Genomic DNA, 25,556 nt, shown 5'->3' with positions numbered 1-25,556 from the left:
CGCGACAAAACGGCGGGCCGCGCCTGTTTCTCGCCGAAAAGATGCTCATGTGCGACCGAAAACGGCGAAAATCTTACTTGCAAATGGTGCATCTTAAACCTGCGGCATGAGCTGTCGCGGTCCCGTCGGGCCAAAAGACCCTGACGGATTGGCAGACACAGGTCTCGACACGTAAGCTTAGCTGCTTATTCGGCCTCGCCGTCTGTCAGTAACCGTGACAGCTGAGGTCGTTAATGATCAAAATATCTTTGGTTGTCGGCAATCCAAAGCCGGCGTCGCGAACTCGCAGGATTGGGGAACAGCTGGTCGAACGGCTCTTTCCTTCGGGTTCGTATCAGCTTGTCGTTGTCGATTTAGCGGATCACGCGAACAACCTTTTCACATGGCCTTGTGAGGAAATTGCGAAGCTAAATGCCGCAGTAGCCTCAAGTCAGTTGGCCGTGTTCGCCTCACCAACTTACAAGGCGACATTTACAGGCCTGGTAAAGGCATTTCTCGATCGATACCCGGCGAGCGGGCTGCGGGGAGTAGTGGCTATTCCGCTTATGACAGGCGCAGATCTTGGTCACTCTATGGCGCCTGTATCCAATCTTACTCCACTTCTTATCGAACTCGGAGCCGTAGTGCCCGTGCGTGGACTCTATTTTGTTACTGCGCATATGGACCAATTAGACATCTTTCTAAACAAAGTGGCCGGAGAGGTGACGCAGTCGTTACGGGCCGTGGCTTCTGTCGCGTCACTGCTCCATTTCAACGTCGACAACTTTGAAGAGGGCACCTGAGATGAACGCTTCGATTGATCCTTTCCATTTCAGGCGCATGCTCGGTTATTATGCCTCTGGCTTAACAGTAGTGTGTGGATTGGATTCCGGCGAGCCTTTAGGGTTTACATGTCAATCATTTCATAGCGTTTCGCTTAACCCGCCTCTGGTCTCCCTTTCTATAATGTCGACCTCGAAAACCTGGCCCCGAATACGTGCTACGGGATGCTTCAGCGTGAACATCCTTTCGGAGGCACAGAGGGACATTTCCGATAAGTTTGCAAAGTCAAGTGGTGATCGATGGGCGGGGGTGAGATGGGAAGCAACCGGAGCTGATAATCCCAAAATTCTGGGTGCAATCGTCTGCCTCGATTGCGTTCACCACGCTGAGTATGAGGCCGGAGATCACGTAGTGGCTATCGGTAAAGTGCTGGATATTTGCGGCCCTGATCAGCTTGATCAAAGGACGCCTCTGCTTTTTTACCAGGGCCGATATCACCGTATTGGTGAAGATATCTGAACCCTATGGCAGGGGAATGGTGGATGGGCTGAACCCGAACCACACGCAGGCTGCGAGCGCTGAGCCCGAGACGCCGGATGACGTGGCCGTTCATGCGTTCGAGCACGAGCGTAATTTCGCGATTGGTGGCGGCAAGGCGAAGAATGTCTGATGCCGAAGCCATCCGAGAATGTAGGTTTGGGCAAACCTCACCCCGGCCTCAATTTCAGCCTTCCCTGGGACGGAAACGGAATTTCGTCGGTCCGCCGCCGACAATTGGTGAATTTCGACTCTATTGGTCCGTTACGTTCTCGCTCAACTCCAAGGTAGGTGTGCCCCCTTGGAGCACACAAAAACATGCACCGGCTTCTAACAGGGGAAATTCATGACTGAGCAAGATTCTCGCAATCGTCCATACGATACCGTGAGCCGACGTTTGCTCCTCCAATCAACAGCGGCCCTGCTAAGTCTACCGTTGGTCGCCAAGACCACTGTTGCCTTCGCGCAGGACAAACTCGCCGGCAGTGGCGAAGTGGTCGTTTGCAGTTATGGTGGCTCGTTCACGGAAAGCTTGCGTAAGTATGTTTCTGCCCCCTTTACGAAGGCGACCGGCATCAGGGTTGTCGATGTGACAGCTGACAATGCCGAGCCTCAGATCAAGGCTATGCACGAAGCTGGGCGGGTCGACTGGGACGTTGCCTTTGTCAACCCTTTTTGGCCAGCCTACTTGGAGCTGCAGCAGGCCGGCGCGTTTATGCCCATCGACTACAGCCTATGGGACGACGAAGCGCTTAACGGAGTGCCGGAATCTGCTCGTCTTAAGGACGCGGTCGTTGCATTCCAAAACGCACATCTGCTGGTTTATGGTGAGCAGGCTTTCCCGAAGGGCGGCCCGAAGAACTGGGCAGACTTCTGGAATATCAAGGAATTCCCGGGACCGAGGGGACTCTCTGCTAATTCTTCTCTTGCTGATTTAGTATTTGCGTTGATCGCCGATGGCTTCACGCACGAGGGGCTTTGGCGACTGACTGATGATAAGATCGATCGGGCGCTGAAGAAGCTGGACGAGATCAAGCCGCACGTCACCAAGTGGTGGACGGCAGGCGGCGAGCCCATACAGCTGCTCATCAACGGTGAATATGCGCTGACGAGCGCCCCCGATGGCCGTGCGCTGGCGGCAATTAAGCGGGGGGTGCCGATCCGTATGGTATGGGACGGCGGTACTATAACCGAGAACTACTGGATTGTTGTGAAGGGCGGGCCGAACAGCGCGAATGCACAGAAGTTCATCGCATTTGTGAATCGGGCCGAAATGGCGGCCGCCTTTACACAAGGGACCGGCTATCCCAGCCCCAATAAAAATCAGCTCAAGCACCTTCCGGCCGACCTACTTCCGCTGATTAACATAAATCCCGAAAACGTGGTGAAGGCAGTCCAGTTCGACGTTCACTGGTTTTTGGAGAAACGCGCTGATGGCAAGACCAACGCGGAACACATGCAGGAGCGTTGGCTGGCATGGCGGGCGCAGTGATGTCCGCTGCTGCGGTCGATTAGCCGACGATCTCTCAGGCTTCGGTTAGACCTACACGACAAGGCTGAGCTGATGCTACCTGGATTTCCAACTGTTCGATCTCGTGGTGGCTCGCTGGTTGCTCTATGCAGCGGCAAAACAACGAAAGCGTGGATATGGCGGTGAAGCGACAAATCGTGCTGGGAGCGGTGATGAATCACCCGAACGGGTCTCATACTGCTTCATGGCTCATGCCCGAGGCGCGGGACAACGCTTCGAATGACATTGGTTACTATCAGCGCATAGCGCAGTTATGCGAGCGAGGAAAACTCGACCTGTTTTTCATAACCGACACTCCCGCGGCCCGAACAGACCATCTGCGTGCCTCGAGCCGTTCGCCGACATTCATGAACGTGTTCGATCCAATTACCTTGTTGGCGGCCATCTCAGGAGCGACAACAAGAATTGGTCTTGCTGCGACGGCTTCAACGAGCTTCTCGGAGCCCTATACCATTGCGCGTCAGTTCGCCACGCTCGACCACATCTCTGGTGGTCGGGCTGGATGGAATGTGGTGACCAGCGCTAACGACTACGCCGCACGCAACTATGGCTTGGATCGACTGCCACCGCACGGAGATCGCTATGAACGCGCCCGCGAATTTGTAGATGTGGTCAAGGCGCTCTGGGATACCTGGGAGGACAACGCCTTTGTCTACGACAAGGAAAACGCCCTTTCGTTCCTCCCTGAGAAATTCCATATTTTGGACCATGACGGCAAGCATTTTAAGGTTTTCGGCGGCCTCAATCTCGCTCGCCCTCCTCAGGGGCACCCTGTCATATTCCAGGCGGGCGCCTCGGATGCGGGTAAAGAACTGGGTGCGGAGACCGCGGATGTCGTATTCGGCGGGGGCTCCAGCATTCAATCTGCACAGGCTTTTTATCGCGATCTAAAAGGCCGCTTGGATAAGTACGGTCGCAACTTCGATGATCTCAAGGTACTCGCTGGCGCAACCGTGGTGATCGGAGACAGCAAATCTGACGCCGAACGGACTTTCGCCAGGTGGGAAGAAAAGATCCACCCGGATGTTGGTGTGATGAATCTGGGACAGGATCTCGGGACCGACCTGTCAGATCTCCCGCTCGATCAGCCGATACCGCGAGACAGGGTGCCAACTTCGTCGAATTTCCAAAAGACCTTTTTCGATCACATCGTGAGACTCATCGACCAGTGCCTTAGCTTGCGCGACATTGCGATGCAATACAACAGAGGCAAGCCGACGTTTTGCGGCTCTGCAGTCGATGTCGCTAACCAAATGGAACAATGGGTTACGGAACGGGCATGCGATGGATTCTTGATTTCTTTCCCGGTGCTTCCCAGCACTCTTTCTCACTTTGTCGATCAGGTTGTGCCGGAGCTTCAACGTAGAGGCGTGTTCAAAACAGAATATGCGGGAGAAACTCTTCGGGATAACCTTGGCCTGCAGAAACCACCCAATAGGCACGTTGTTGCCAAAGGTAATGTCAGCGCAAGAGTGCCGCAGGTGACGTAATCAAGCAGCGGCAAGCAAGAAGCAGGCTAGGCCACGCAAGCATCGGAAAGTCCGAGATAACGCCGCCGAATGATCTGTTTTATGATCCGGCGCTTCCGATGGAAGCCCAACTTTGTCTGCCGGAGATCAGACAACGCGGCTACGTTTCACTCCAAAAAAGGCGGTGACGCTATGAAAATGAAAAATCTGAGCATTGCGAGTGGACTACCGGGAGTGAGCCACGCTTGGAGATCCGATTGCGATTTTGCCTATCATGCGATGACATGGCGCATTCCGCGGCTCTTTTTCGCGGATTAGCTAGTGTCGACTTTGACAGTTCAGGCATTCCAAGCGAGCAGAAATACCTTACGACGTATCTGGAGCGAAGGAAGGTGAACGCGCCAGATAACTGGGACTGCTATATCGTGGCGAGCTTGTTTCGGATTGCGTCAATTCTGCAAGGGATCGGCAAACGAGCTGCCGTTGGCACCGCCGCGAATGTAGATGCAAGCGAATTCGGCAGCAAGGCCAGCCGTCTGGCAGCGCTGGCGTGGCAGTTAGCGTCGCGTCTTTAAGGGCTGAAGCTTCCAAAGGAGACAACGTTATGGCGGCCAGAAAAGAGCGCATCGGTGTAGTTGGTGCCGGCCTAATGGGAGCTGAAATCGCCCTCGTCCACGCCTTGGCCGGGCATAACGTAATTCTTTGTGACAGAACCGAGGAGGCGCTGTCTCGTGCTCAACAACGCCTCAATGACATCTACGACAAGGGCGTCTCGCGTTCCTTCTACGACACGGACCTCAAGGCGGCAGTATTGGGCGCTATCCAGACGACAGTCGACTTTCGCAAACTCAGCGACCGCGAGTTGGTCATCGAAGCAGTTTTCGAACAGTCATCGGTCAAGGAAGAGGTGCAAGGCCATCGATGCGATTTGCGGCCTGATTGTAACTTCGCCACGAACACATCCACCATGCCGATCGGCGTGCTGGCATCATTCGTGGCACCGGCACGTCGATCCCGTTTTATCGGGACCCATTACTTCTCTCCCGTTTCGCATGAAATTGGTTGAAGTCATTCCAGCCATCGAGACCGACGAAGCAACCATTGCCAAGGTCATGGATTTGTGCACCGCTATCGGCAAGACGCCAATCCGGATCAAAGATGTCACCGGTTTTGCCGTGAACAGACTGCTACACGTCCTGATGATCGAGGCGGTCCGGCTGATCGAAGAAGGCGTAGCCACCCCGGAAGACATCGATCTTGCCTGCAAACTTGGCTTGGGCCATCCAATGGGTCCTTTCGAGCTGATGGATGCGACAACCTCTAGTCTATGCCTGCAGGCCCAGCAGATCATGTTCGACGCCTATGGCGAGCGTTTCCGACCGCGGCCGTTGCTCAAGCAGCGCGTCCAGGCCGGGTATGTCGGAGGGCGTGGCCGCAAAGGATGGCGCAATTGAGCCGCTCAACAGCGCCCAAGCCATTCCCAGCCCCTGCCTACATCACTGCCAGCGTATCGGATCGAGTCAGACGTCGTGCGGGACTCTACGAGGATAGACAAGAGGACTAGATGAAACATGCGTGAAGCGGTTATTGTATCCACTGCTCGGACGCCGATCGGCAAGGCTTACCGCGGCAGCTTTAACAATACTCAGGCTCAGACGTTAGGCGGGCATGCGATTGCTGCGGCTGTCGCACGTGCTGGCGTGGATCCGCAAGAGATCGACGACGTGATCATGGGTGCCGCTATGCAGCAAGGTTGCACAAGCGGCAACGTTGCTCGACAATCGGCGCTGCGAGCCGGTCTGCCGGTAACCGTGGCCGGCATGAGCATCGACCGGCAATGCGCATCAGGGCTTATGGCCGTCGCCATCGGAGCCAAACAGATTGTAGCCGATGGCATGTCCGTTGTCGCAGCTGGCGGGGTTGAATCCATTTCTTTGGTTCAGAACGAGCATGCGAATACGTGGCGCTCCCAGGATTCCTCCCTCGTTGAAAAAGTGCCCGCCATTTATATGAGCATGCTGGAAACGGCCGAGATGGTCTCTCGGCGTTACGGCATCGATAGGGCGCAACAGGATGAGTTCAGCCTGCGTTCACAGCAGCTTACGGCTCAGGCGCAGAATGCGGACCTCTTCGCCGACGAAATCATATCGGTCTCGACCACGATGCTCGTGGATAAGGAGAGCGGCCAGACATTAGACAAGGCGATCACGCTGGCACGCGATGAAGGAAATCGTCCGCAGACACGGCTTGAAGACCTAAGGACGCTCAAGCCTGCATTTAAGACCGGTTTGCAACTCGGCCCAGGCGAATACATCACAGCCGGCAATGCAAGTCAGCTATCCGACGGCGCGGCGGCATTGGTCCTCATGGAGGCTAAGGAAGCAGAGCGTCGCGGTTTGCAACCGCTCGGCGCGTATCGAGGCATGCAAGTCGCGGGTTGCGAGCCCGATGAGATGGGCATCGGGCCGGTCTTCGCCGTCCCTAAGCTCCTCAAACAGCACGGGCTTAAGATCGATGATATCGATTTGTGGGAGCTAAACGAAGCGTTCGCATGTCAGGTCATCTATTGCCGTGACCGACTTGGCGTTCCTGACGAACGTCTTAACGTCAATGGCGGCGCAATCTCGATCGGCCACCCTTACGGCATGTCCGGCGCTCGCATGGTCGGCCATGTCTTGCTTGAAGGTCGCAGGCGCGGCGCAAAGTACGGAGTTGTCACGATGTGTGTCGGCGGCGGCATGGGCGCGGCCGGTTTGTTTGAGGTATTCCCATGAAGATCCGGAACAAGCACATAGTAGTCACCGGCGGAGCAAGCGGCATCGGCCAAGCGCTCTGTCAAGCGTTTGCGCGTGAGGGTGCCCGGTCAGTCGTCGTAGCAGACATAGACGAGGCCGGAGCGCAGACCGTAGCGGCGGGCATTGGTGGATATGCCCAAATCTGCAACGTTGCTATCGAGGCCGATGTACAGCGCCTGATCGAGCAGTCTGAGGCACGATCCGGCCCGATCGATCTGTTCTGCTCTAACGCAGGCATTGCCGCCGGATTCCAGTCAGACTTTAAGAATGCGGCTGCCGCAGCTAACGATGTCTGGCAGCGCGCCTGGGCGGTCAATGTCATGGCGCATGTGTATGCTGCGAGGTCCCTAATCCCTAGGATGCTCGAACGCGGTGGTGGATATTTTGCCTGCTTTCGCAGATCGGCAGCGCCGTTTATGCTACCACAAAGCACGCGGCGGTCGGCTTCGCCGAGAATTTGGCACTTAGCCATTGGGACGATGGTATCCGCGTGTCCATTCTCTGCCCTCAGGGCGTAGATACGCCAATGCTCCGAGGATTGCCTGAAGGTCCGCAGTCGGCAGACGGAGTTCTATCATCGAACGACGTGGCCGTAGCTGCTCTACGGGGGATAGAAGAAGAAAGTTTTCTCATTTTGCCGCATGCGGAAGTTCAGAAATACGTGCGTAATAAGGCGGAGAACGTCGATCGTTGGCTCCGGGGCATGGCGAAATTGCAAGATCAGATCCGCGCCGCACAAAGGCGACAAGTGTAGACACTTCCGGAAGAGACGCGTCAGAAGGACGATCGCTGTTAGCAAGATAAGAATTCGACGTTGACGCCGACGACAGGGGTCGCTTTGAGACACTACGTCCGATCTTTGAAGATCTATTGAGGCCGGCGGCATGAAGGAAGCGAGCAAATGGAGAACGTGGTAGGCTGCGAACGAGACGGTTCAGTTCGTACAATTACGGTTCGCCGGCCTCAGGTACTGAGAGTGCTGCAGCTTACTGGTCAAGGCGGCAATGCTTTCATCGCTGGGAGCAGACATCTCTGAGTTCGTCGGCGCGATTCCTGCTGATGCCCTGCTTATAGCTGAACGCATCAGGTTAGTCACCGATGCCTTGATCAACTGTCCGAATCGGGTCATCGCCATCATTCGACGGATACTGCCTGGGTGGTGGTTTCGAACTCGTCCTCGCCTGTGACATCAGTACCACTTCGACCAACGCTCAATTCGGGCTTCCTGAGATCAAACTCGGCATTCTTGCGGGCGGAGGCGGCACGGTGCGCCTCACTAAGATTGCAGGTTCGTCGGTCGCACGCATGATGACGATGTTAGGGGACCCCATTCTTGCGCAACGAGCCTACGAACTTGGACTTCTCTTCTCGATCCATGCGCAAGAGGAACTTCCCGAGGCTGCCCAAAAGCTCACAGCCAAGCTCGCTAAACCCCGCCATTCGCTCTTGCGCAATTGAAATCGTCTCTGGACATTGCAGTCGATACTGATACCGCATCGGCTTGCCAGACTGAGATCAAGGCGTTCGCGCTCTGCTATTCGACTTCAGACAAGGAAGAAGGCGTGGGGGGCCGTTCTTAAGAAGCGCAAACCGAATTTCACCGGCGGTTGATGCGGGATTTTTGCCGAACGCGTCCGGGGCAGTTTCATCGTGGGCTGACTCGCGTGACGCTCCCGATGAACTGTGATGGCCGCCATGAGGGACGAAGCATCGTAAAGTCAAGCGCGCGAGCGCAACCCCATTCGCGGCGTGACCGGCGTATTCGCATTGATCGCAGGGTCCATGACGATTGTCGATACAACGATCGGCATTTTCGGGCCGCGCACGAACGGACCAAAGCTGGAAGTGGTGTCTAGATAGACGTTCACGCGATCTTTAGGGCGGTAAAAATGATGAGCGAGCCTAAACGACTGCGGACCCTGTTGGGCGACCGGCACCGCCGCCCTCAAGAAATGCGCGGTGACCTCAGACCAGGTTGTCCTCGAATATGTGCCCCATGCTTCGGTCGAGGGCTCCAAACCTACACGATGATCTCGAAGGACCTGCTTGCTTGCGCGACGGCCCGCAACAACGGGGCGTGCAATAATCGTTTGAACATCCGGCGCGATGCGCCGGAGCCAATCGCCCTCCGCGTGTTTCGGGTCAAGCCTGCGCAAATTCGTCGGATAATGGCTCTCCGAGCGTAAATTCGGCTCATCAGAGCTTCAAAATGACCGAAATAGATTTGAGCTATCGTTAGAACATACGTCGATCCAACCCACGAACCTAGGGAGACCTGCTTGCCTCAGACCTTTCGAGACGCGAAGGCCTATCGCTCGATGCTGTTCGTGCCGGCGCACAAGCTCGACTGGATGCTGAAGGCGCCGAAATACGGCCCAGACGCGCTGATCCTGGACCTTGAGGACGCGGTGGGGATCCCCGAGAAGCCCGCGGCGCGGATCGCCGCCGCCGAGGCCATCAAGGAACTGAGCAGCAAGCCCGTCGGCATATTCGTGAGGGTCAATGGCTGGCGGACGGGATACATGGTCGATGACCTCAACGCGGTCGTCGACAAGGGTCTGGACGGGGTGATCCTGCCCAAGACCGAGGACCCCGAGGACGTCACAGCGCTCGACCTGGTCCTTGGCGAACTGGAGCGCTCGAGGGGGCTGCCGCTGGGCTCCATCGAGATCTATCCGTACCCGGAATCGGCTGCCGCCATGTATCGGCTGTACGACATCTGCATGGCCTCGCAGCGGATCAAGCGGGCGGGCGCGGCCACAGGGCCGAGCCCTCGGGGCGACGGGGGTCGCTCCCTTGGCCTGCAGTATGACGAAGAGGACGCCCCGGAGGGCGTTGCATTCGGCGCGTACTCGGTGCTGCAGGCGCGGGCCGCCGGGATCGTGCACGTGGAAGGCGCCATGTGCGGCCAATTGAATGATCTGGAGCTGGTGCGGCGACTGGGCGAAAAGTCGAAGCGAATGGGCGCGTCTTTCGCCTCGGCGATCCACCCCAGCCACATCCCCATCATCAACGAGGTCTATTCGCCCTCGAAGCAGGAGGTGGATGAGGCGCGCGAGATCATCGCGGCCCTGGCGGAAGGCCTCGCCCGTGGCGACGCGGCGATCCGCTACAAGTCCAGGCTCCTCGACTACGCCAACCTCCGTGGCGCCATGGACGTGATCAAGAAGGCAGAGGCGTCCGGAATGGACGTCGGCGAGGTTCCGAAGGTCGAGATACCGGCGTGCTGAATGGAAGAAGAGTTTGCGCCGACGATGGGCGCGAATTCATGACGGCGGCAATACATTTCGCGGAAAGCCCACTTTAGATCTGGAGACACACGTGGCCGAGGCTCTTGAAGGAATAGTTGTACTTGATCTGACGGCGTATCTCGCCGGGCCTTACGGGTGTGCTCTTCTGAGCGATGTCGGCGCCGACGTCATCAAGATCGAGCCTCCGGGTGGGGAGGCGGCTCGGCAATATCCATCGACCCTGCCCACAGAGAATAGGACCTTTCTCGGGGTGAACAGGAATAAGCGCTCACTGATCCTCGATCTGAAGGACCCCGAAGGCCTGGCCGCCTTCTACCGAATGGTCGAGAAGGCCGATGTGGTGGTTCACAACTTCCGGCCGACCGTGGCGCCCAGGATCGGCATCGACTACGAGACGCTGAAGAAGCATCGGCACGATCTGATCTACTGTTCGCTCACGGGCTATGGCGAGGCCGAGGACGGTCCTCTGCGCAACCACCCCGGCTACGACACCATGCTGCAGTGCTTCACCGGCATGGCCGCCCTGCAGGGCACCGCGCTCGGCGACGACGGACCGCCGATGGTCATGCATGGCTCGATCATTGACTACTACTCCTCCTCCATGGTTGCCATTTCGATCCTGGCGGCCATCGCGCACCGGCTGCGCACGGGCGAGGGACAGCATGTGAAGCCTTCGCTCCTGCGGTCGGCCATCGCCATCCAGGCCGGCCAGTTCATCTGGGCAGACAGCGAGCCGCGCAATATCGAGCGCTGGTGGGGCGCAAGCTACTCGGGGATCTATCCCACCAAGGAAGGCTATCTCTACCTGCAGGCCACGACGCCGGCGTTCTGGAAGAATCTGTGCGAATTCCTGGGCATGACCCATCTGCTGGACGACCCGCGGATGGATACCCTCACCAAGCGCGCCGCTTTGAGGGAGGAGATCAAGCCGCTCATCCGGGAAGGGCTGAAGAAGCACAGCGCCCAGGAATGGGAAGCGATGATGCTCGGCAAGGTGCCCTGCATCACGGTCCGGGATATCGACGAGATGTTCGACCATCCACAGGTCGTTGCCGAAGGGATCGTCACCGAGCTCGATCACCCCAAGGTCGGCAAGTACAAGGCCATGACCAAGGCCGTGAAGATGGGCATCGGGGACAAGCCGGTCAGGCGCGCGCCCTTGATGGGCGAGCATACGGACGAGGTCCTGGCGGGCGTCGGATACAGCAAAGACGAGATCGCCGGGCTTCGCGCAAAGGGAGCTATCGCATGAGGACCCAGGTTTTCGGTGACATTCGCGTCGACAGGATCAGTGAGTTCGATTGCGAGATCGCGCCGGACTGGCTGCTGTCCGGCGTGACGCCGCACGACATCGCCGAGCATGTCCATTGGCTGGGGCCTCGCAATGTCAACCCGGCGTCTCTGAAGCTCAGGATGAGCATGCATGCGTATCTGATCCGCACGCGACACCACACGATCCTGTTCGACACCTGCTGCGGCAATGACAAAGAGCGTTCGTACGAACCGACATGGCATCAGCTGCAGTACCCCTTCCTCGAGCGCCTGGCCGCCGCCGGCGTCCGTCCGGAGGACGTCGACATCGTGATGTGCTCACACCTCCACGCCGACCACATCGGCTGGAACACGCGGCTGCTCAATGGCGAGTGGGTGCCCACCTTCCCGAACGCCCGCTACCTGATCAGCAAGGGTGAGTTCGAGTGGTGGCGCGACGCCATCGGGTCGGGGAGCGTCAAGGCATACCGCAAGCTGTCGTTCGACGACAGCGTCCTGCCTGTGGTGGACCACGGTCAGGCGACCTTCGTGGAGAACGATCACTCGCTCGAGAACGAGATGCCGGACGAGGTGCGCTACGTGCCCCTTCACGGCCACACCAAGCACCACTGCGGCCTTTACCTCTGCTCGAAGTCCCAGGATGCATTGTTCACCGGCGATGCCATCCACCATCCCGTCCAGCTCGCGCGGCCGGACTGGCTGAACGCCGGCTTCGACGCCGCGCAGGCGACCCAGACCATACGGGACATCATTAATCGGATTATCGACACGCCCACCAAGCTGATGACGGCCCACTTCGCCTATCCCACGGCGGGCTGTATCGTGAGTGGTCCGGATCACCCCCGCTTCCGGTTTGCCGGAGAGTGAGGTCTTTCGCAGATAATCTGAGGAAATATTGGAGCATCCCAGGTCCTCGGTCCTTGGTCGCGAGGATTTCAGTCTTACAAATGAATCAAGATAGGAGATAGTTCATGGCAAAGAGGCAATCCGTCTCGGGAAAGTTCGAGGAAGTCGTTTACACTCGACTCAACGCGGGCGACGATCTTCTTCGCGCCTTTTGGGAAATCTGCGAGGAGCACGACATTAAGACCGGTCTTATCCTAGAATGTACCGGCTCGATGGCGAACGTCCGCATGCAGCGCTTTGGCCACGATGAAAACAGTCTGCAGATTGGCGCTGGGATCGACGTGGTGAATATCCGCGGACCGCTGGAGGTGACCGCGAGCGGAGTTGTCGGAACGGGCTGGGTCCCGGACAAATCCGTGACGCCGCCGCCGGAGCTTCAGCGCGAAGGCATGACGGGCTTCGGCTTCGGCGGCTTCAAGGGGCACGAGACCCCCTACTGCCACGTCCATATCGTCGTGTCGAGCAACTCGGAGACGGTCTGTGGGCACCTCCTGGAGGGGTCTTATCTCAGCCCTGTTCCGCCGCCGGAGAAAGTCGACAAGATCACCGGTCGGGGCGTCGTGCCCGAGCACTTCACGGTCGCCATCGCAAAGGTTTCAGGTGTGACGTTGCGGATGGTTGCCGACAAGCAGGGCGTCTATCACGACCTCGTGCCGGTTTAGGCGCGAACGGCGCCCGTAGGCGCCGCCCGCCTGTTGAACCGGTGATCAGTCTTGACGGATCGGGAGCTGTGCGAGGGCTGCCGGAGTCGTCATCAGTTCACTGGAAGCTGGCGCCATGCCCCGGCGATCCGAGGGCATGGCGCTGGCTTGAAAGACTCCGGCCTGAACTGCGTGCGACCCGAGAGCCGATACTGCTCTCCTTGAGGGTCAGCGTCGCTTCCGCGATACGCCTGATCCCCACCCTCACTTGCTGGAGCGACAGCCAGTATTGATCTCTTTGGATCTGGGTGGACTTATGGTCGAGGGTGCGTCGGGGCGCCTCTCACCGAGGCTCAGAGGGAGGACCGCGGCCATCGCCTGATGGCGGCGGCGGGCCGATCCAGATGGGGCCATCCGGACCCCATTCATTCGGAGATCCGGAAGTTGAGGAAGTCGCACACAAGACGACCTTGCTGATGGCTGAGGCGGGCGATGAAACCATCACTGTTGAAGTCGTGCTGAAGAATGGCCACACGCGCACCCTGCGGTCTTCAGACATGGAGGACACGAGCCGAATGTAGACTTTGCTGCCAGGTTCGAGAGGCTCGCAGCTCCGAGACTTCATGGCACCACCCGGACCGTGCTCGATCTCATATCCAGCGTAGAGTCTGCACCTGATTGGCAGGCTTATGCAACTCTTCCTGTCATTCGGCCTGCAATATTGGCTCTGACGCAACTTTGGTGCAGCCGTGGTCATATAACGCCTATCAGAGCGGGCCTGAAGCAAGTCGAGCTTGGCGCGTCCGTACATTTGACGCTTGACCAGCTTGAGCCTGGTGATCTGGCCCTCGGTCTGTCCGTTGGACCAAGACGTCGTGATCGCGGCGTTGACCGCAGCCTTGTCCTTGATGACGCCGTTGGCAAAAGACGCGACGAGGCTTGCGCATGCTCGTTCCAGCCATGTGTCAAGATCTACGTGAGCCTTCTTGCGGATCATCGTATGGAAAGTGGTAATGACCTCTCGAGCTTCCACCAGGAGAGGAACGCCTTGTTCGATCGCCGCAATGGTGACCGTCTCTGACTTTGAGAGCGTATCGCGGCCGTTGGTCATCAGGCGGGCGATAGTTCTCGCGGACGGTACGCTGCAGGCTCTGAGCATCGAGCATTTCGGCACGCCGACGGCGTGTCGCCCATTCGGTAACGACACGCACCGAGCCCCCAAATCCCTGCGCCTTGACGCAACGCCACAGGTCGGCGCCGTTACAATGACCAGCAGCCCACTGAGCGTCGAGCCATGGCAGGTGGTGCTCGAGTGAGCTCTCGCGCACCCTGAACACGTCGGATCGCTGACCTTCAGTACCCTGCGGACGAGGCCCCGACTATGTCCGGTGAGCCGTACGATCTCCTTTATAGAGACGCCCGTCTCAGCCTGTTTGAGGATTGCCGCGTTGGTGTCCTCACGCCGAAGATAGCCCTCATACTGGATGCGCTCCGCGGCGGTCAGCAAGTCGGATTTATGGTGGCGGAGCCGACCGCGACGCGGACCTGGCGCATAGATTTCGAACCGCATCGAGGAAGGCGTGGCTGGCGTTCTCCATGAGCTGCCAACGGTCGGCGACCTGGGGGGCCTGCGGGAGTGCCTTGATCGCAGCAAGGGCGTAGCCGCCGCCGCGGTCGCGCGCGACCACAGCGATCTGTGGTTGCCCCGCGAGCCTGGCTTGCGCAGTGGCTGGCTCTCTGTCGGGTAAGAGAGTGATCGGTCGTCGCCGCTCGAGGTCGCAGATTGTTCCGTACCGCTGATTGCGCCGCCAGGCCCAGTCGTCGATACCGATCACGCTCGGCGCAGCAAAAGGCGGACACCCGCGCCTTCGAACCACCCGAAGTAACGTATCGTTGCTCACGGGCAGCATAAGTCGACGGGCAAAACTCGCGGCTGGACGGCCACCCAAGGCAAGCCCAACGTGATGGACGACCAGATCAAGCCGCGCCGTTCGCCGCGCCCACGGCGCCAGAGCGCCGTCATCGAAACGCTCGGTGAAAATACGTCGACCGCACATAACAGTAACGCAGCGGAAGCGGCTCGCCACGACCACCAGGCGAACCGGCCGCCCCGCCAGGGGCAGATCGGTGAGGAGTCGCTGATATCGGCTATGGATTCGCCCAGAACTGGCTCCGCATCCAGGACAGAGACGCGTGTCGCTCGTGGGACGGCCGGTGATCACGGTCGCGGCGCCGTCACAGACGGCGCTCTCCACGTCAAACCCGCGAGGGACCAGGGCCGACGGACGTAGGGCTCGCTGCAGGTGAAATCCCTCCGGCCTACTCACCCGACCGTGCCGGTGCTGGCCAAGGGCAAGACTGATACGGGACGGTGCTGGATCTACGTCCGGGACGACCGGCCGTTTGCTGGTGCGGGGCCGCCGGCGGCGATGTTCTACTACTCCCGCGACCGCAGGGGCGAGCATCCCCAGGGGCATCTGGCCCGGTATGCCGGCATCCTGCAGGCCGACGCCTATGATGGCTACAACCAGCTCTATCTGGCGGGGCGCCAGCCCGGACCGATCCGGGAGGCGGCGTGTTGGGTCCATGCGCGGCGCCCATTCTTCGCTATGGCTGACATCGAAGAGAATGCGCGTCGCAAGGCCGCCGGCAAAAAGGAGATCCCGCTCTCGCCCATCGCGGTCGAGGTCGTGCGGCGGATCGATGCGCTGTTTGAGATCGAACGCTCCATCAATGGCAGGAGCGCCGAGGAACGCGTTCAGGTTCGGCAGACGTTGAGCCGGCCTGTGGTCGAGGACCTTCGGCTTACATGCGGGAGCAGCTCGCCAAGCTGTCCCGTGGGCACGACCTGGCCAAGGCGTTCAACTACATCCTGAAGCGCTGGGCGAGCTTCACGCTCTTCCTGGAGGACGGCCGCGTCTGTCTCTCGAACAATGCCGCCGAGCGAGGATTAAGAGGCATCGCTCTCGGGCGAAAGGCCTGGCCGTTCTGCGGCTCTGACCGCGGTGGGCGGCGCGCCGCTTCGATGTATAGCTTGATCGTCACCTGCCTATGCCGCGCGCGGCATAGACAGGTTTATGCCGCCCGCCGAACTATGCCGAGTCGGGTTGTTTTCCCCAGATTCTCGCTGATCAGCGTTTGGTCGGTTCGGCATAGTTCGTTCTGTGCCTCCGCTTTCAACAGCGGAGAACAGGAAGATGGAAGTTGAAGAGTACTTGGGCAGAAGCCGGCTGTACCGGCGTCTCAGAAGGGGGCCGCACGGACAGTTCGTTGAGCGCTACGCCGCTCGTCTGGTCGAAGAGAGGCTCGTTCGGCACGGCACGTGGCGTTGCCTCAACGTGGTTGGCGGGCTCCTGAGTTGGATCGCGAGCCGTCGCTACAAGCTGGTCGATCTCGATGAGCAGGTCGCTGAGCGGTACCTCCGACATCGAGGCAGGAGGCAGTCTATCCAACACGGTGATCGAGCTGCGCTCAAGCGATGGCTGTCGGTGCTGCGCGAGGAAGGCGCGATCACGCCGTTGGTGCTACCGCCTCTCACCCAGCACGAACGGATCTTCAAGGAGTTCGATGCCTACCTGCGATCAGAGCGCGGCTTGGCCCCGAGGTCCATCGTCCGCCATCTCCCAGTCATCCGCAGGTTCCTGCACGAAGTGTGCTCCGGCGGCGCCGGTGCCCTGTGCAAGATCAGCCAAGAGGACGTGATTCGCTACGTTGAGCGCCACGCCCAGGATTGGAGTCCGGGAACAGGCAAGGCGATGTGCTGGTCGTTGCGTGCCTTTCTCCGTTACCTCCACCATCGGGGGCTGAGCTCGCGCCCGTTGGCGGATTGTGTTCCATCGATGCGCCGATGGAAGCTCGCAACTCTACCGACCTATCTGCCTGCCGCTCAGGTGCAGAAGGCTCTCGGCGGTTGCGACCGAGAGACGGTGATGAGACGGCGCGACTACGCCATTCTGTTGTTGCTGACCAAGCTTGGCCTGCGAGCCGACGAGGTTGCGACGCTCACCCTCGACGATATCGACTGGCGCGCCAGCGAGATACTCATTCGCGCCAAGGGCCGACAGCGTGCACGAATGCCGATACCGCCAGACGTTGGCGCGGCCATTGTTGCATATCTGCGCAATGGCCGCCCAAAGTCGTCGTGCCGACGGTTGTTCGTCCGCACACTCGCGCCACACGTCGGCTTTGCTTCCGGATGTGCGATCACCATGATCGCCAAGGCCGCCCTCGATCGCGTTGGAATCGAAGGTTGCGCACACCGCGGCGCCCATATCTTCCGACACAGTCTCGCTACCGAGCTTCTCCGATCTGGCGCGACCTTGTCGGAGATCGGACAGTTGCTGCGGCACGAGAACCACGACACCACCCGGATTTACGCGAAGGTAGACATTGATGCACTGAGAGCATTGAGCCTGCCCTGGCCGGGAGGCGTGCAATGACCAATCTGCGCTCCGCACTCGATAAGTACCTGAGCATGCGCAAGGGGCTGGGATACAAGTACGAGCACCAGACCCGTCGGCTCGCCGCCTTCGTCGCCTTCATGGAGAAGCGCAAAGCCAGGATCATCACGACGAAGCTGGCAATGGAATGGGCAACGCTGCCGCCTGATCGTCATGCATCCTGGGCGCTGCGATTGAGCGACGTGCGCGGGTTCGCGCGTCATGTCGCCAACTTCGATCCGAGAACGGAGGTGCCGCCCGTCGGCATGCTGCCAGGGTGGAAGCGTGCCAAGCCCTATGTCTACAGCGACGCGGAGATCGATGCGTTGCTGACGGCAGCGCTGGCTCTGCCGCCAGCGGATGGGCTGCGCCGATGGACCTACCATACCTTGTTCGGGCTGATCGCGGTAACAGGCATGCGTATATCCGAGGCGATGGGCCTGGAGCGTGATGACGTCGACCTCGACGCCGGCGTGCTGACGGTCCGGCTGACCAAGTTCGGCAAGTCGCGGCTCGTGCCATTGCATCCGACGACGAGAACCGCGCTGCGCGACTACGTCCACCGGCGCGATGCGCTGCTCGGATCACGCTGCGGCCCGACCTTCTTCGTTGCCGAACAGGGAGGCCGATTGCTGCACCAGTACGTGCATCGCGTCTTCTGGCGATTGTCCAGAGAGATCGGGCTGCGGCGCCCAGGTGATCGTACCGGGCCACGCGTGCACGACTTCCGTCATCGCTTCGCCATCCGGAAGCTGCTCGATTGGTATCGCGAAGGCAAGGACGTCGAGCAACAACTCCCAGTGCTCCACTTACCTCGGCCACGCCTGCGTGCGCGATACCTACTGGTATCTCTCGGCCTGCCCCGAGTTGATGGAAGAAGCGGCGCGGCGTCTCGATCGGCGATGGGAGGTGACGCCATGAAGCCCGCCTGCAACGTCGCCACGCTGATTGAGCGCTTCTTCACCGATCGCCTCATGCGCCAGCGCAATGTTAGCGGCAACACGATCGCTTCCTACAGGGACACGTTCCGGCTGCTGTTCATGTTCGCACAGGTGCGGCTGCGGAAGCCCCCATCGGCCCTGACGCTCGCCGATCTGGATGCAACGTTCATCGGCGCGTTCCTCACCGATCTCGAGGTAAAGCGCGGTGCCAGCGCGAAGACGCGTAACCTGCGTCTCACAGCCATCAGATCCTTCTTCAGGTTCGTATCCTTCGAGGAGCCGGCACACAGTGCGTTGATCCAGCGCGTGCTCGCCATACCGAGCAAGCGCCACGACAAGCGACAGGTGCACTTCCTGACGCGCCCCGAGATCGAGGCGGTTCTCGCCGCGCCCGATCGAACGACGTGGCTTGGTCGCCGCGATCACACCTTGCTGCTGGTCGCGGCCCAGACGGGCTTGCGCCTCTCCGAGCTGACTGGCCTTGACCGGGATGCCGTCCACCTCGGGTCTGGTGCACACGTACGATGCGTCGGTAAAGGGCGGAAGGAGCGGACCACTCCGCTAACCACACTCGCTCGGTGTGCGCTCCAGGCATGGCTCAAGGAACCGTTACGGAAAGGAGCAACAGCGTTGTTCCCGAACGTGCACGGGGGCCGGCTCAGTGCCGATAGCGTCCAGTCCTTGCTGGGAAAGCATGTTCGTGTCGCTCATAAGAGTTGCCCGTCTTTGAAGGCCAAGAGCGTGTCGCCGCACGTGCTGAGGCACAGCGCTGCGATGGAACTGCTACAAGCCGGCGTCGACTGTTCCGTGATCGCGCTGTGGCTCGGTCATGAATCGGTCGAGACGACGCAGACGTACCTGCACGCCCACCTCACCCTCAAGGAAGCTGCCCTGGCGAAGCTCAAGCCGTACGAGCGCGGCAAGCGAATCCGCTTCCAGCCGAACGACCGCCTACTCGCCTTCCTCGAGGCGCTCTGAACGACCAGACTATGCCGAATGGATGGGGCTGCCCTGCACGCGATCGACGCATGCCAGCGTGACAACGGCGTGCCATACCAAATCCGTTCGGCATAGTTCGGTGGGCGGCATAAACAGCCAGAATGAACGGCTTGATCCGCAAGCCTGGCTCACGGATATCCTTGCCCGCATCGCCGCCCACCCAGCTCATCGGCTGGACGAGCTGCTGCCTCGGAATTGGACGCCGGGATCAGCAATCTCTGCTCGAGCGGCATGACCACGCACGTCAACAAGGTCCATCACGTCACCACCATTACCCAGGTAGCAAAGGACCTCGGCGAAGATGAAGACTGGTTGCGCGACATCGCCATCGGGATGGAGATCGAGGACGGCGTGATCTGGGTCTATGGCGTCGGCGAAGACGGCGTTCAGGCGTTCACCGACTTTGGCATCGAAAACCTGATCGAGCTCGTCGGCCTCTACAAGGAAAACCCTAAGCTGCTCACGCGCTGGCAACGGGAATGATTCAACCAGCCTGCGGCCTACACCGGCTACGCCGGATGCGTAGTGCGCCAGTGAAACTGGCGAAGGATAGTCGATGAAAGTTCGATACAGGAAAGGAGTAGCGACCCACCCTGACCCCGAGTCATGCGGAGGTGTCCGTGAGGGCGACTTCGAAGCGTTGACAGGGGAAACCGCAGGCCAGCCATTGAGCCGCGAAATCGAAAGTCTGGAGCGCCGACGCAGTTATGCAATGCGGAAGGCAACACGTTGGACGGCGTCTATCGCAAGCCACCCAACGGCTCCACGGTCGGAGACCCTGAGCATGCGGGGAAATCCTTCGCACAGGAACTGGGAGATCTCGTCGTCGCCCGAGGGGGAACAATCTTCGGGCAGGCTGGGGAAGGCTGAATGCCGTAAGCCCAGCACCACCGTCGACGAGAAGTCGGATGTCTGCACAGTACCAATGAACGATCTGAACAAGAGCGACGGGTCCACACCGATGCTCGCGGAAGGTCCGGAGGGAAGGCGGGCAGCCAAGGGCAATAGCAAACATCCTCCCGTGCCCCGGACACAGAGCCGGACCAGCGCGTCGACGAGGTTGGATGTTATACGTGAACTGGCAAGACGGAATAGGAAGACACGGTTCACAGCGCTGATGCACCATGTGACGCGCGAACTGCTAACGGAAAGCTTCAGGGGACTGAAGCACTCCGCTGCATCCGGCGTCGACGGAGTGACATGGCGTGACTACGAGGAAGGACTCGACGAGCGAATCGAAGTGCTTTGGGACGCGGTCCAGTCAGGCCGCTATCGGGCACTCCCGTCTCGCCGAGTGTATATCCCCAAGATAAATGGCAAACTGAGACCGCTCGGAATCGCAGCGCTGGAAGATAAAATCGTCCAGCACGCGGTGACGACGGTCTTGAATGCGATTTACGAGGTGGACTTTCTCGGCTTTTCCTATGGATTCCGGGAGGGGCGGAGCCAGCACCAAGCGCTGGACGCACTGTGGATCGGCATTCATCAGAAAAGAGTGAACTGGGTGCTCGACGCTGACATCCGTTCGTTCTTCGATACGATCGATCACGGGTGGATGATGCAGTTCCTCGAGCACAGGATCGCAGACCGCCGGCTCTTACGACTGATACGCAAGTGGTTAACCGCTGGCGTTGTCGAAGGTGGATTGAAGTCCGTAGCACGAGTAGGTACTCCGCAAGGAGCAGTGATCTCACCGCTTCTTGCTAACATTTACTTGCACTACGTCTTCGACCTCTGGACTCATCAGTGGCGAAGTAAGTCGGCAAAAGGGGATGTCATCGTCGTCCGCTATGCGGACGACAGTGTCATGGGCTTCGAAACAAAGTCCGAGGCCCTGCACTTTCTCGACGCACTGCGTGAGCGGATGGCGAAGTTCGGTCTGTCGCTGAATGAGGAGAAGACGCGGGTATTGGAATTTGGACGGTACGCGGCCGAGCGCCGCGCACGCCGGGGGCAACGCCGCCCGGAAACGTTCGACTTCCTCGGGTTCACGCACATCTGCGCGGTGACCCGGATAAACCCGCACTTCACAATCCGGCGCGTGACCATCGCCTCTCGCTTGCGGGCGACGCTGAGTGCGATACGACACGACCTGATGAAACGCCGCCATGCGCCTATCGGTGAGACCGGCGTTTGGCTCCGTCGCGTGATGCAGGGATACCTGAACTACCACGCGATCCCGGGGAACCTGAAGCGGCTCGGCATGTTCCGCGCCGAGGTCTGCCGGGCCTGGCTGCGCTCGCTTCGTCGACGCAGCCAGCGCTCTCGCATGACCTGGGAAAGGTTCCGACGATTCATTGGGCGATACATCCCGAAAGTCCGCGCATGTCATCCGCATCCCAACCCAAGGTATACGTCATGACCCAAGGCAGGAGCCGTATGCGGTAGTTCCGCACGTACGGATCTGGGCGGGGGGCACGGAGAAATCCGTGTCCCTACCGCGACCGCTTGAACAACCGCCGAGGAGCGATCTTGCTGGCCATCTCTAATCGGCGGACGATCTCCGCGCGCAGAGGAAGATGACAGCTTTTCATAGCTCCCCGCGCGTCGGCGGCTCAGGCCACAGCAGCGGGAGGGGCGACATGCCACAGAAGTGCACGGCCTCGATCAGCCGCTGACGGTGCCGGGCGCGCTTGGGCCGTGCCGCCATGCTCCAGCATCACGCTCGCACCGTGCCGGACGTCGCCATCGGCGTGGATCGGGCTTGGTCTTTCTTCTGCTTACGCTCGCGCGAGGGCTCCCATTGTCCACAGTCGGAGACCGTGTCTGGGCCGAATACAACGGTTGAGGTAGGGGCCCACGAGCCCGATCGGAGCCACGTCGGTTCTTGGCGAACACCGAGGCTGCCTGGCCGCGCTTCTTCGTCTTTCTTACCAAGCCCATGTCGGCCGCGGAGGTGTGCGTCGGTCTGAAGGCTTTTGCGCTAGGATCAAGAGGCGAGCGCTGTCGGATCGTACTCACTTTGCTTCCTGTTTACGCAAGATCATTCATCGGAAGGGCGCGCCCTCGACGGCAGTCATAGGCGACGAATGGTGTGGTTATTCTGTAAGCGCGAATTTCGTCGCACCTTTTGCTTTTGAGTGCTCTGATGCATGAGGTGTCCACTTAAATAGGTGGACACCTTGTGATGGCAGACGACGATCAGAAACTGCGGGTCAGGCTTGTTGGCCGAAACGGTCGCCGGCGCTACGAGACGACATCGAAGGAGCGTCTTGTGGCGGCCTGCCTTGAGCCTGGCGTTTCGGTCTCGAGACTTGCGCTCGAACACGAGGTCAACGCGAACCTCCGTCGGAAGTGGATCAAGAAGCACACCGCGGCCAGGTCGCTGCCGCCGCCGTCATGCCCGGCGTTCATCCCGGTTCAGCTTGAGGGGACCTCCGAGCGGGCTCTGTGCGGCAAGGCGGCGTTGCGGCGGTGGATTTTCCGGCGACTTGCGATGAAGTGCGTGGTCGGAACCCAGGAGATCTCCAGCTTTTTGTTCTCCGGCTAAAGTGAGCGTGTCCTTGCCGAACGGCGTGAAGGTCGCGCTGGAATGCGGCGATGTGGATGCATTGACGGCGATCATCGGAGCCCTGGGCCATGTTCAGACTGGGCGGTGACCTGCAGGTCTATCTGCACCGTGAGCCGATCGACTTCCGGGCCGGCATCAACAGCCTTGCGATCCTGGTCCAGGAGACGATGGCGCTCGATCCGTTCGCTCCGGCGGTTTTTGCGTTCTGCAATCGCCGTTGCGACCGGATGAAGCTGCTGTTCTTCGATCGGTCCGGCTTTGTGCTGGTCCTGAAGCGGCTGACCGAGGACAAGTTCCGATGGCCGCGCCGCGAGGCAGCGGTTGTCCGACTTACGACCGAGCAATTGCACTGGATTCTTGACGGCATCGATATCGATGCGATGGTCCGCCATCCGGTGCGGCAATACAAGGTTGCCGGCTGAGCTCTTGAGTTGAGCGGTTGACGCGTCGGCACGGTTCAGATTCAAGAATCCGATGAATCGAACCGGCGATCCGAGTGTTGAGATGCTGTTGGCGCGCATTGCCGCGCTGGAGGCGGAGAATCGTCAGCTTACGGAGCGCGTCGTCAAGCTCGAGGAAGAACTGGCGCTGGCACGCCTGCATCGTTTTGCGCCGCGCAGCGAAAAGCACGTCGATCGTCTCTTCAATGAAGCCGAGCAGGCCACCGATGAGGATGACGCCGGCAGTGAAACGAACGATATCGCCGAACTTCCGGACACGGGCTTGCCACCCGTCGAAAGCGCGCCGGGAAAGAAGCGCGGCCGCAGGCCGCTGCCGGCCAATCTGCCGCGCGAGCGCGTCGAGTATGACCTGCCCGACGATCAGAAGGCGTGCCCTTGTTGCCGTGGCCAGATGCATCGCATGGGCGAGGCTGTCACCGAGCAACTTCATATCGAGGTGAAGGCGAAGGTTTTACAGAATGTGCGCTTCAAATATGCGTGCCGCCATTGCGATCGCACCGGGATCAACGCCCCTGTCGTGACCGCGCCGATGCCGACGCAGCCGTTGCCGGGCAGCGTTGCCACGGCCTCGACGCTGGCGTTCGCGCTGGTTCACAAATATGTCGATGGCACGCCGCTCTACCGCCTGGCGCAGGCCTCTGAACGCGTAGGTGTTCCTGTCAGCTGGGGCGCTTTGGGCCACTGGGTGATCGGCTCGAGCGAGAAGCATCTGCATCGCATTTATGACGCCCTGAAGCTGCGGCTCAGATCACAACCTCTCATCCATGGCGACGAGACGACGGTTCAGGTCCTCAAGGAGAAGGGCCGGGAGGCCACCAGCACCTCGTACATGTGGGCCTATCGCACCGGCAAGGGCAGTCACGAGCCGATCGTTCTTCTGGATTATCAGCCAGGCCGCGGTCAACTCCACCCGCAAGCCTTCCTCGGCGATTACCGCGGCATTGTGATGAGCGACGGCTATACCGCATGGCGCACGCTGGAAGGGGCTACCCACATTGGATGCATGGCCCACTCCCGGCGGCGCTTTGTCGATGCACTCAAGGCAAGAAAGAAGGGTGGCGGGCCGCCAGAACAGGCGCTGCGGTTCTTCGAACAGCTCTACCGCGTTGAAAGGCAGTAGCAGAACGAAAAACCGGAGAAGGGTGAAACACAGGCCGACTGCATTCGCCGCTTCCGCCAGCAACACAGCATTCCCGTCCTGAACGCCCTCAAGGGATGGCTCGATGACATGGCCCCGAAGTCTTGCCTGACAGCAAGCTCGGCGACGCCGTGTCGTACACCCGGAACCAATGGGACTATCTGACGCGTTACACCGAAGATGGCAGGATGCCGATCGACAATAATCTTCTGGAGCGCGACATCAGGGTTTTTGCAACTGGCCGAAAGTGCTGGCTGTTCAGCGACACCATCGACGGAGCCAGGGCCAGTGCCGTTGTCTACTGTCTGATGCTGACCTGCCGCGCCTCACGCGTCGAGCCGTTAGCATGGCTGCGCCACGTGCTCACCGAGTTGCCTCAGCGCGCGGTCGATGCAGATATCAACGACCTGATGCCCTTCAACTTCGCAAAAGCCGCCACGGCCTGAAATCGCCAGGCACCGTCTTCGATACCGAAGGCGAGCCGTCAACACCGCCGGCCTCAGCGTGCCGCGAAACTCGCGCTTACGTTATTCTCTGCCCGGTCGTCGCACCGCAATTAGCCTGCGCGCCAATTTGAGTCCTTGTAATCCACAAAACCGGCCGCCGAATTTGCGCGAGCGCCAGCGGATAGCTGCGGTTGACGCGGTGTAATGCGAAAAGATCACATTGAGGGCCGCGGCCACGGCGGCGGGCTTGGCGAAGGCGTTCTCGATCGGATTGAAGTCAGGTCTGTAGGGCGGCAGGTACAGCAGCCTTGCCCCTGCAGCCTCGATCATCTGGTAGACCTTTGGTCCCTTGTGGCTGGACAGAGTTACGGCTCGCACGCGAGAGAAGTCGACCAGTCGCGAGTAGGTTTCACTGATACATCGCTACGTCTGTAGTGATCCGGCAAATCAGATCTGC

At 59.8% G+C, this 25,556-nt stretch carries 19 protein-coding genes and 8 pseudogenes; 25 read left to right on the top strand and 2 right to left on the bottom strand.

Annotated features, from left to right (window positions below; translation table 11 throughout):
* Positions 1 to 233 precede the first annotated feature (233 nt).
* The 15 genes and pseudogenes from ACVIYL_RS44620 to ACVIYL_RS44550 all read left to right on the top strand — a co-directional run bounded on the left by ACVIYL_RS44620 (position 234) and on the right by ACVIYL_RS44550 (position 13,185).
* Complete coding sequence (locus ACVIYL_RS44620; protein WP_456781713.1) at positions 234 to 782, top strand: NADPH-dependent FMN reductase; 549 nt, start codon at positions 234 to 236, stop codon at positions 780 to 782.
* Between the two features lies 1 nt (position 783).
* Entirely contained in the window at positions 784 to 1,281 is a 498-nt protein-coding gene (locus ACVIYL_RS44615) for a flavin reductase family protein (RefSeq protein WP_456781712.1), read from the top strand.
* Complete coding sequence (locus tag ACVIYL_RS44610) at positions 1,217 to 1,432, top strand: hypothetical protein (RefSeq protein ID WP_456781988.1); 216 nt, start codon at positions 1,217 to 1,219, stop codon at positions 1,430 to 1,432. Before ACVIYL_RS44615 ends, ACVIYL_RS44610 begins: the two co-directional genes overlap by 65 nt.
* Positions 1,433 to 1,645: 213 nt before the next feature.
* Complete coding sequence (locus ACVIYL_RS44605; protein ID WP_456781711.1) at positions 1,646 to 2,791, top strand: ABC transporter substrate-binding protein; 1,146 nt, start codon at positions 1,646 to 1,648, stop codon at positions 2,789 to 2,791.
* A 125-nt stretch (positions 2,792 to 2,916) separates the two neighbouring features.
* Positions 2,917 to 4,320, top strand: a complete 1,404-nt coding sequence (locus tag ACVIYL_RS44600) for an LLM class flavin-dependent oxidoreductase (RefSeq protein WP_456781710.1) — start codon at positions 2,917 to 2,919, stop codon at positions 4,318 to 4,320.
* Between the two features lie 263 nt (positions 4,321 to 4,583).
* Positions 4,584 to 4,874 carry a hypothetical protein gene (locus tag ACVIYL_RS44595; RefSeq protein ID WP_456781709.1) on the top strand — a complete coding sequence of 97 codons (291 nt, stop codon included), beginning with the start codon at positions 4,584 to 4,586 and terminating at the stop codon, positions 4,872 to 4,874.
* 29 nt (positions 4,875 to 4,903) lie between these two features.
* Entirely contained in the window at positions 4,904 to 5,365 is a 462-nt protein-coding gene (locus ACVIYL_RS44590; RefSeq protein WP_456781708.1) for a 3-hydroxyacyl-CoA dehydrogenase family protein, read from the top strand.
* Positions 5,352 to 5,753, top strand: coding sequence for a 3-hydroxyacyl-CoA dehydrogenase family protein (locus tag ACVIYL_RS44585; protein WP_456781707.1), 402 nt, complete (start codon positions 5,352 to 5,354; stop codon positions 5,751 to 5,753). The genes ACVIYL_RS44590 and ACVIYL_RS44585 overlap by 14 nt, the downstream gene beginning before the upstream one ends.
* 117 nt (positions 5,754 to 5,870) lie before the next feature.
* Complete coding sequence (locus ACVIYL_RS44580; RefSeq protein ID WP_456781706.1) at positions 5,871 to 7,073, top strand: acetyl-CoA C-acyltransferase; 1,203 nt, start codon at positions 5,871 to 5,873, stop codon at positions 7,071 to 7,073.
* Positions 7,070 to 7,848: pseudogene (locus tag ACVIYL_RS44575) on the top strand (SDR family oxidoreductase). The gene ACVIYL_RS44580 and the pseudogene ACVIYL_RS44575 overlap by 4 nt, the downstream one beginning before the upstream one ends.
* Positions 7,849 to 8,213: 365 nt before the next feature.
* Positions 8,214 to 8,552, top strand: a complete 339-nt coding sequence (locus tag ACVIYL_RS44570) for an enoyl-CoA hydratase/isomerase family protein (RefSeq protein ID WP_456781974.1) — start codon at positions 8,214 to 8,216, stop codon at positions 8,550 to 8,552.
* A gap of 821 nt (positions 8,553 to 9,373) precedes the next feature.
* A complete protein-coding gene (locus ACVIYL_RS44565) occupies positions 9,374 to 10,324 on the top strand; it encodes an HpcH/HpaI aldolase/citrate lyase family protein (RefSeq protein ID WP_456781705.1) in 951 nt (316 codons plus the stop codon).
* A 91-nt stretch (positions 10,325 to 10,415) separates the two neighbouring features.
* The gene (locus tag ACVIYL_RS44560; RefSeq protein WP_456781704.1) at positions 10,416 to 11,597 is read left to right on the top strand and encodes a CaiB/BaiF CoA transferase family protein; all 1,182 of its coding nucleotides are present in this window, start codon (positions 10,416 to 10,418) and stop codon (positions 11,595 to 11,597) included.
* Complete coding sequence (locus tag ACVIYL_RS44555) at positions 11,594 to 12,484, top strand: MBL fold metallo-hydrolase (protein ID WP_456781703.1); 891 nt, start codon at positions 11,594 to 11,596, stop codon at positions 12,482 to 12,484. The genes ACVIYL_RS44560 and ACVIYL_RS44555 overlap by 4 nt, the downstream gene beginning before the upstream one ends.
* A gap of 104 nt (positions 12,485 to 12,588) precedes the next feature.
* The gene (locus tag ACVIYL_RS44550) at positions 12,589 to 13,185 is read left to right on the top strand and encodes a PCC domain-containing protein (protein WP_456781702.1); all 597 of its coding nucleotides are present in this window, start codon (positions 12,589 to 12,591) and stop codon (positions 13,183 to 13,185) included.
* A 751-nt stretch (positions 13,186 to 13,936) separates the two neighbouring features.
* On the opposite strand, the pseudogene ACVIYL_RS44545 reads toward ACVIYL_RS44550, so the two are convergent.
* A pseudogene (locus ACVIYL_RS44545) lies at positions 13,937 to 15,467 on the bottom strand (ISL3 family transposase); the annotation flags it as partial.
* 24 nt (positions 15,468 to 15,491) lie between these two features.
* On the opposite strand from ACVIYL_RS44545, the pseudogene tnpC (ACVIYL_RS44540) reads away from it, so the two are divergent.
* From tnpC (ACVIYL_RS44540) to tnpC (ACVIYL_RS44495), 10 genes and pseudogenes are all read left to right on the top strand, one after another.
* A pseudogene (gene tnpC, locus ACVIYL_RS44540) lies at positions 15,492 to 16,210 on the top strand (IS66 family transposase); the annotation flags it as partial.
* A gap of 151 nt (positions 16,211 to 16,361) precedes the next feature.
* A complete protein-coding gene (locus tag ACVIYL_RS44535) occupies positions 16,362 to 17,603 on the top strand; it encodes a tyrosine-type recombinase/integrase (RefSeq protein WP_456781701.1) in 1,242 nt (413 codons plus the stop codon).
* Positions 17,600 to 18,289, top strand: a pseudogene (locus tag ACVIYL_RS44530) (tyrosine-type recombinase/integrase); the annotation flags it as partial. The gene ACVIYL_RS44535 and the pseudogene ACVIYL_RS44530, both read left to right, overlap by 4 nt.
* Positions 18,290 to 18,520: 231 nt before the next feature.
* Positions 18,521 to 19,522, top strand: a complete 1,002-nt coding sequence (locus ACVIYL_RS44525) for a tyrosine-type recombinase/integrase (RefSeq protein WP_456781973.1) — start codon at positions 18,521 to 18,523, stop codon at positions 19,520 to 19,522.
* 113 nt (positions 19,523 to 19,635) lie between these two features.
* Positions 19,636 to 19,778 (top strand): annotated as a pseudogene (locus ACVIYL_RS44520) (transposase domain-containing protein); the annotation flags it as partial.
* On the top strand, positions 19,775 to 20,026 hold the full coding sequence (locus ACVIYL_RS44515; protein ID WP_456781700.1) for a hypothetical protein: 252 nt from the start codon (positions 19,775 to 19,777) through the stop codon (positions 20,024 to 20,026). The pseudogene ACVIYL_RS44520 and the gene ACVIYL_RS44515, both read left to right, overlap by 4 nt.
* A gap of 634 nt (positions 20,027 to 20,660) precedes the next feature.
* On the top strand, positions 20,661 to 21,905 hold the full coding sequence (ltrA, locus tag ACVIYL_RS44510; protein WP_456781972.1) for a group II intron reverse transcriptase/maturase: 1,245 nt from the start codon (positions 20,661 to 20,663) through the stop codon (positions 21,903 to 21,905).
* Positions 21,906 to 22,670: 765 nt separating this feature from the next.
* A pseudogene (tnpA, locus tag ACVIYL_RS44505) lies at positions 22,671 to 23,142 on the top strand (IS66-like element accessory protein TnpA).
* The gene (gene tnpB / locus ACVIYL_RS44500) at positions 23,123 to 23,476 is read left to right on the top strand and encodes an IS66 family insertion sequence element accessory protein TnpB (RefSeq protein WP_456781699.1); all 354 of its coding nucleotides are present in this window, start codon (positions 23,123 to 23,125) and stop codon (positions 23,474 to 23,476) included. Before tnpA ends, tnpB begins: the two are co-directional and overlap by 20 nt.
* Positions 23,477 to 23,528: 52 nt before the next feature.
* Positions 23,529 to 25,099 (top strand): annotated as a pseudogene (gene tnpC, locus ACVIYL_RS44495) (IS66 family transposase).
* Positions 25,100 to 25,333: 234 nt separating this feature from the next.
* Here the strand turns inward: tnpC (ACVIYL_RS44495) and ACVIYL_RS44490 are convergent.
* Positions 25,334 to 25,462 (bottom strand): annotated as a pseudogene (locus ACVIYL_RS44490) (transposase); the annotation flags it as partial.
* Positions 25,463 to 25,556 lie beyond the last annotated feature (94 nt).

The sequence above is a fragment of the Bradyrhizobium sp. USDA 3315 genome (assembly GCF_054056795.1).
This window is presented reverse-complemented; position numbering and strand designations above follow the sequence as displayed.

Bases quoted from the DNA above. Each gene is read 5' to 3' on its own strand.
- ACVIYL_RS44620 (WP_456781713.1), top strand. From the start codon at position 234: ATGATCAAAATATCTTTGGTTGTCGGCAATCCAAAGCCGGCGTCGCGA.
- ACVIYL_RS44615 (WP_456781712.1), top strand. From the start codon at position 784: ATGAACGCTTCGATTGATCCTTTCCATTTCAGGCGCATGCTCGGTTAT.
- ACVIYL_RS44605 (WP_456781711.1), top strand. From the start codon at position 1,646: ATGACTGAGCAAGATTCTCGCAATCGTCCATACGATACCGTGAGCCGA.
- ACVIYL_RS44600 (WP_456781710.1), top strand. From the start codon at position 2,917: ATGCAGCGGCAAAACAACGAAAGCGTGGATATGGCGGTGAAGCGACAA.
- ACVIYL_RS44595 (WP_456781709.1), top strand. From the start codon at position 4,584: ATGGCGCATTCCGCGGCTCTTTTTCGCGGATTAGCTAGTGTCGACTTT.
- ACVIYL_RS44590 (WP_456781708.1), top strand. From the start codon at position 4,904: ATGGCGGCCAGAAAAGAGCGCATCGGTGTAGTTGGTGCCGGCCTAATG.
- ACVIYL_RS44585 (WP_456781707.1), top strand. From the start codon at position 5,352: ATGAAATTGGTTGAAGTCATTCCAGCCATCGAGACCGACGAAGCAACC.
- ACVIYL_RS44580 (WP_456781706.1), top strand. From the start codon at position 5,871: ATGCGTGAAGCGGTTATTGTATCCACTGCTCGGACGCCGATCGGCAAG.
- ACVIYL_RS44555 (WP_456781703.1), top strand. From the start codon at position 11,594: ATGAGGACCCAGGTTTTCGGTGACATTCGCGTCGACAGGATCAGTGAG.
- ACVIYL_RS44550 (WP_456781702.1), top strand. From the start codon at position 12,589: ATGGCAAAGAGGCAATCCGTCTCGGGAAAGTTCGAGGAAGTCGTTTAC.
- ACVIYL_RS44535 (WP_456781701.1), top strand. From the start codon at position 16,362: ATGGAAGTTGAAGAGTACTTGGGCAGAAGCCGGCTGTACCGGCGTCTC.
- ACVIYL_RS44525 (WP_456781973.1), top strand. From the start codon at position 18,521: ATGAAGCCCGCCTGCAACGTCGCCACGCTGATTGAGCGCTTCTTCACC.
- ACVIYL_RS44515 (WP_456781700.1), top strand. From the start codon at position 19,775: ATGACCACGCACGTCAACAAGGTCCATCACGTCACCACCATTACCCAG.
- ltrA (WP_456781972.1), top strand. From the start codon at position 20,661: ATGCACCATGTGACGCGCGAACTGCTAACGGAAAGCTTCAGGGGACTG.
- tnpB (WP_456781699.1), top strand. From the start codon at position 23,123: ATGTTCAGACTGGGCGGTGACCTGCAGGTCTATCTGCACCGTGAGCCG.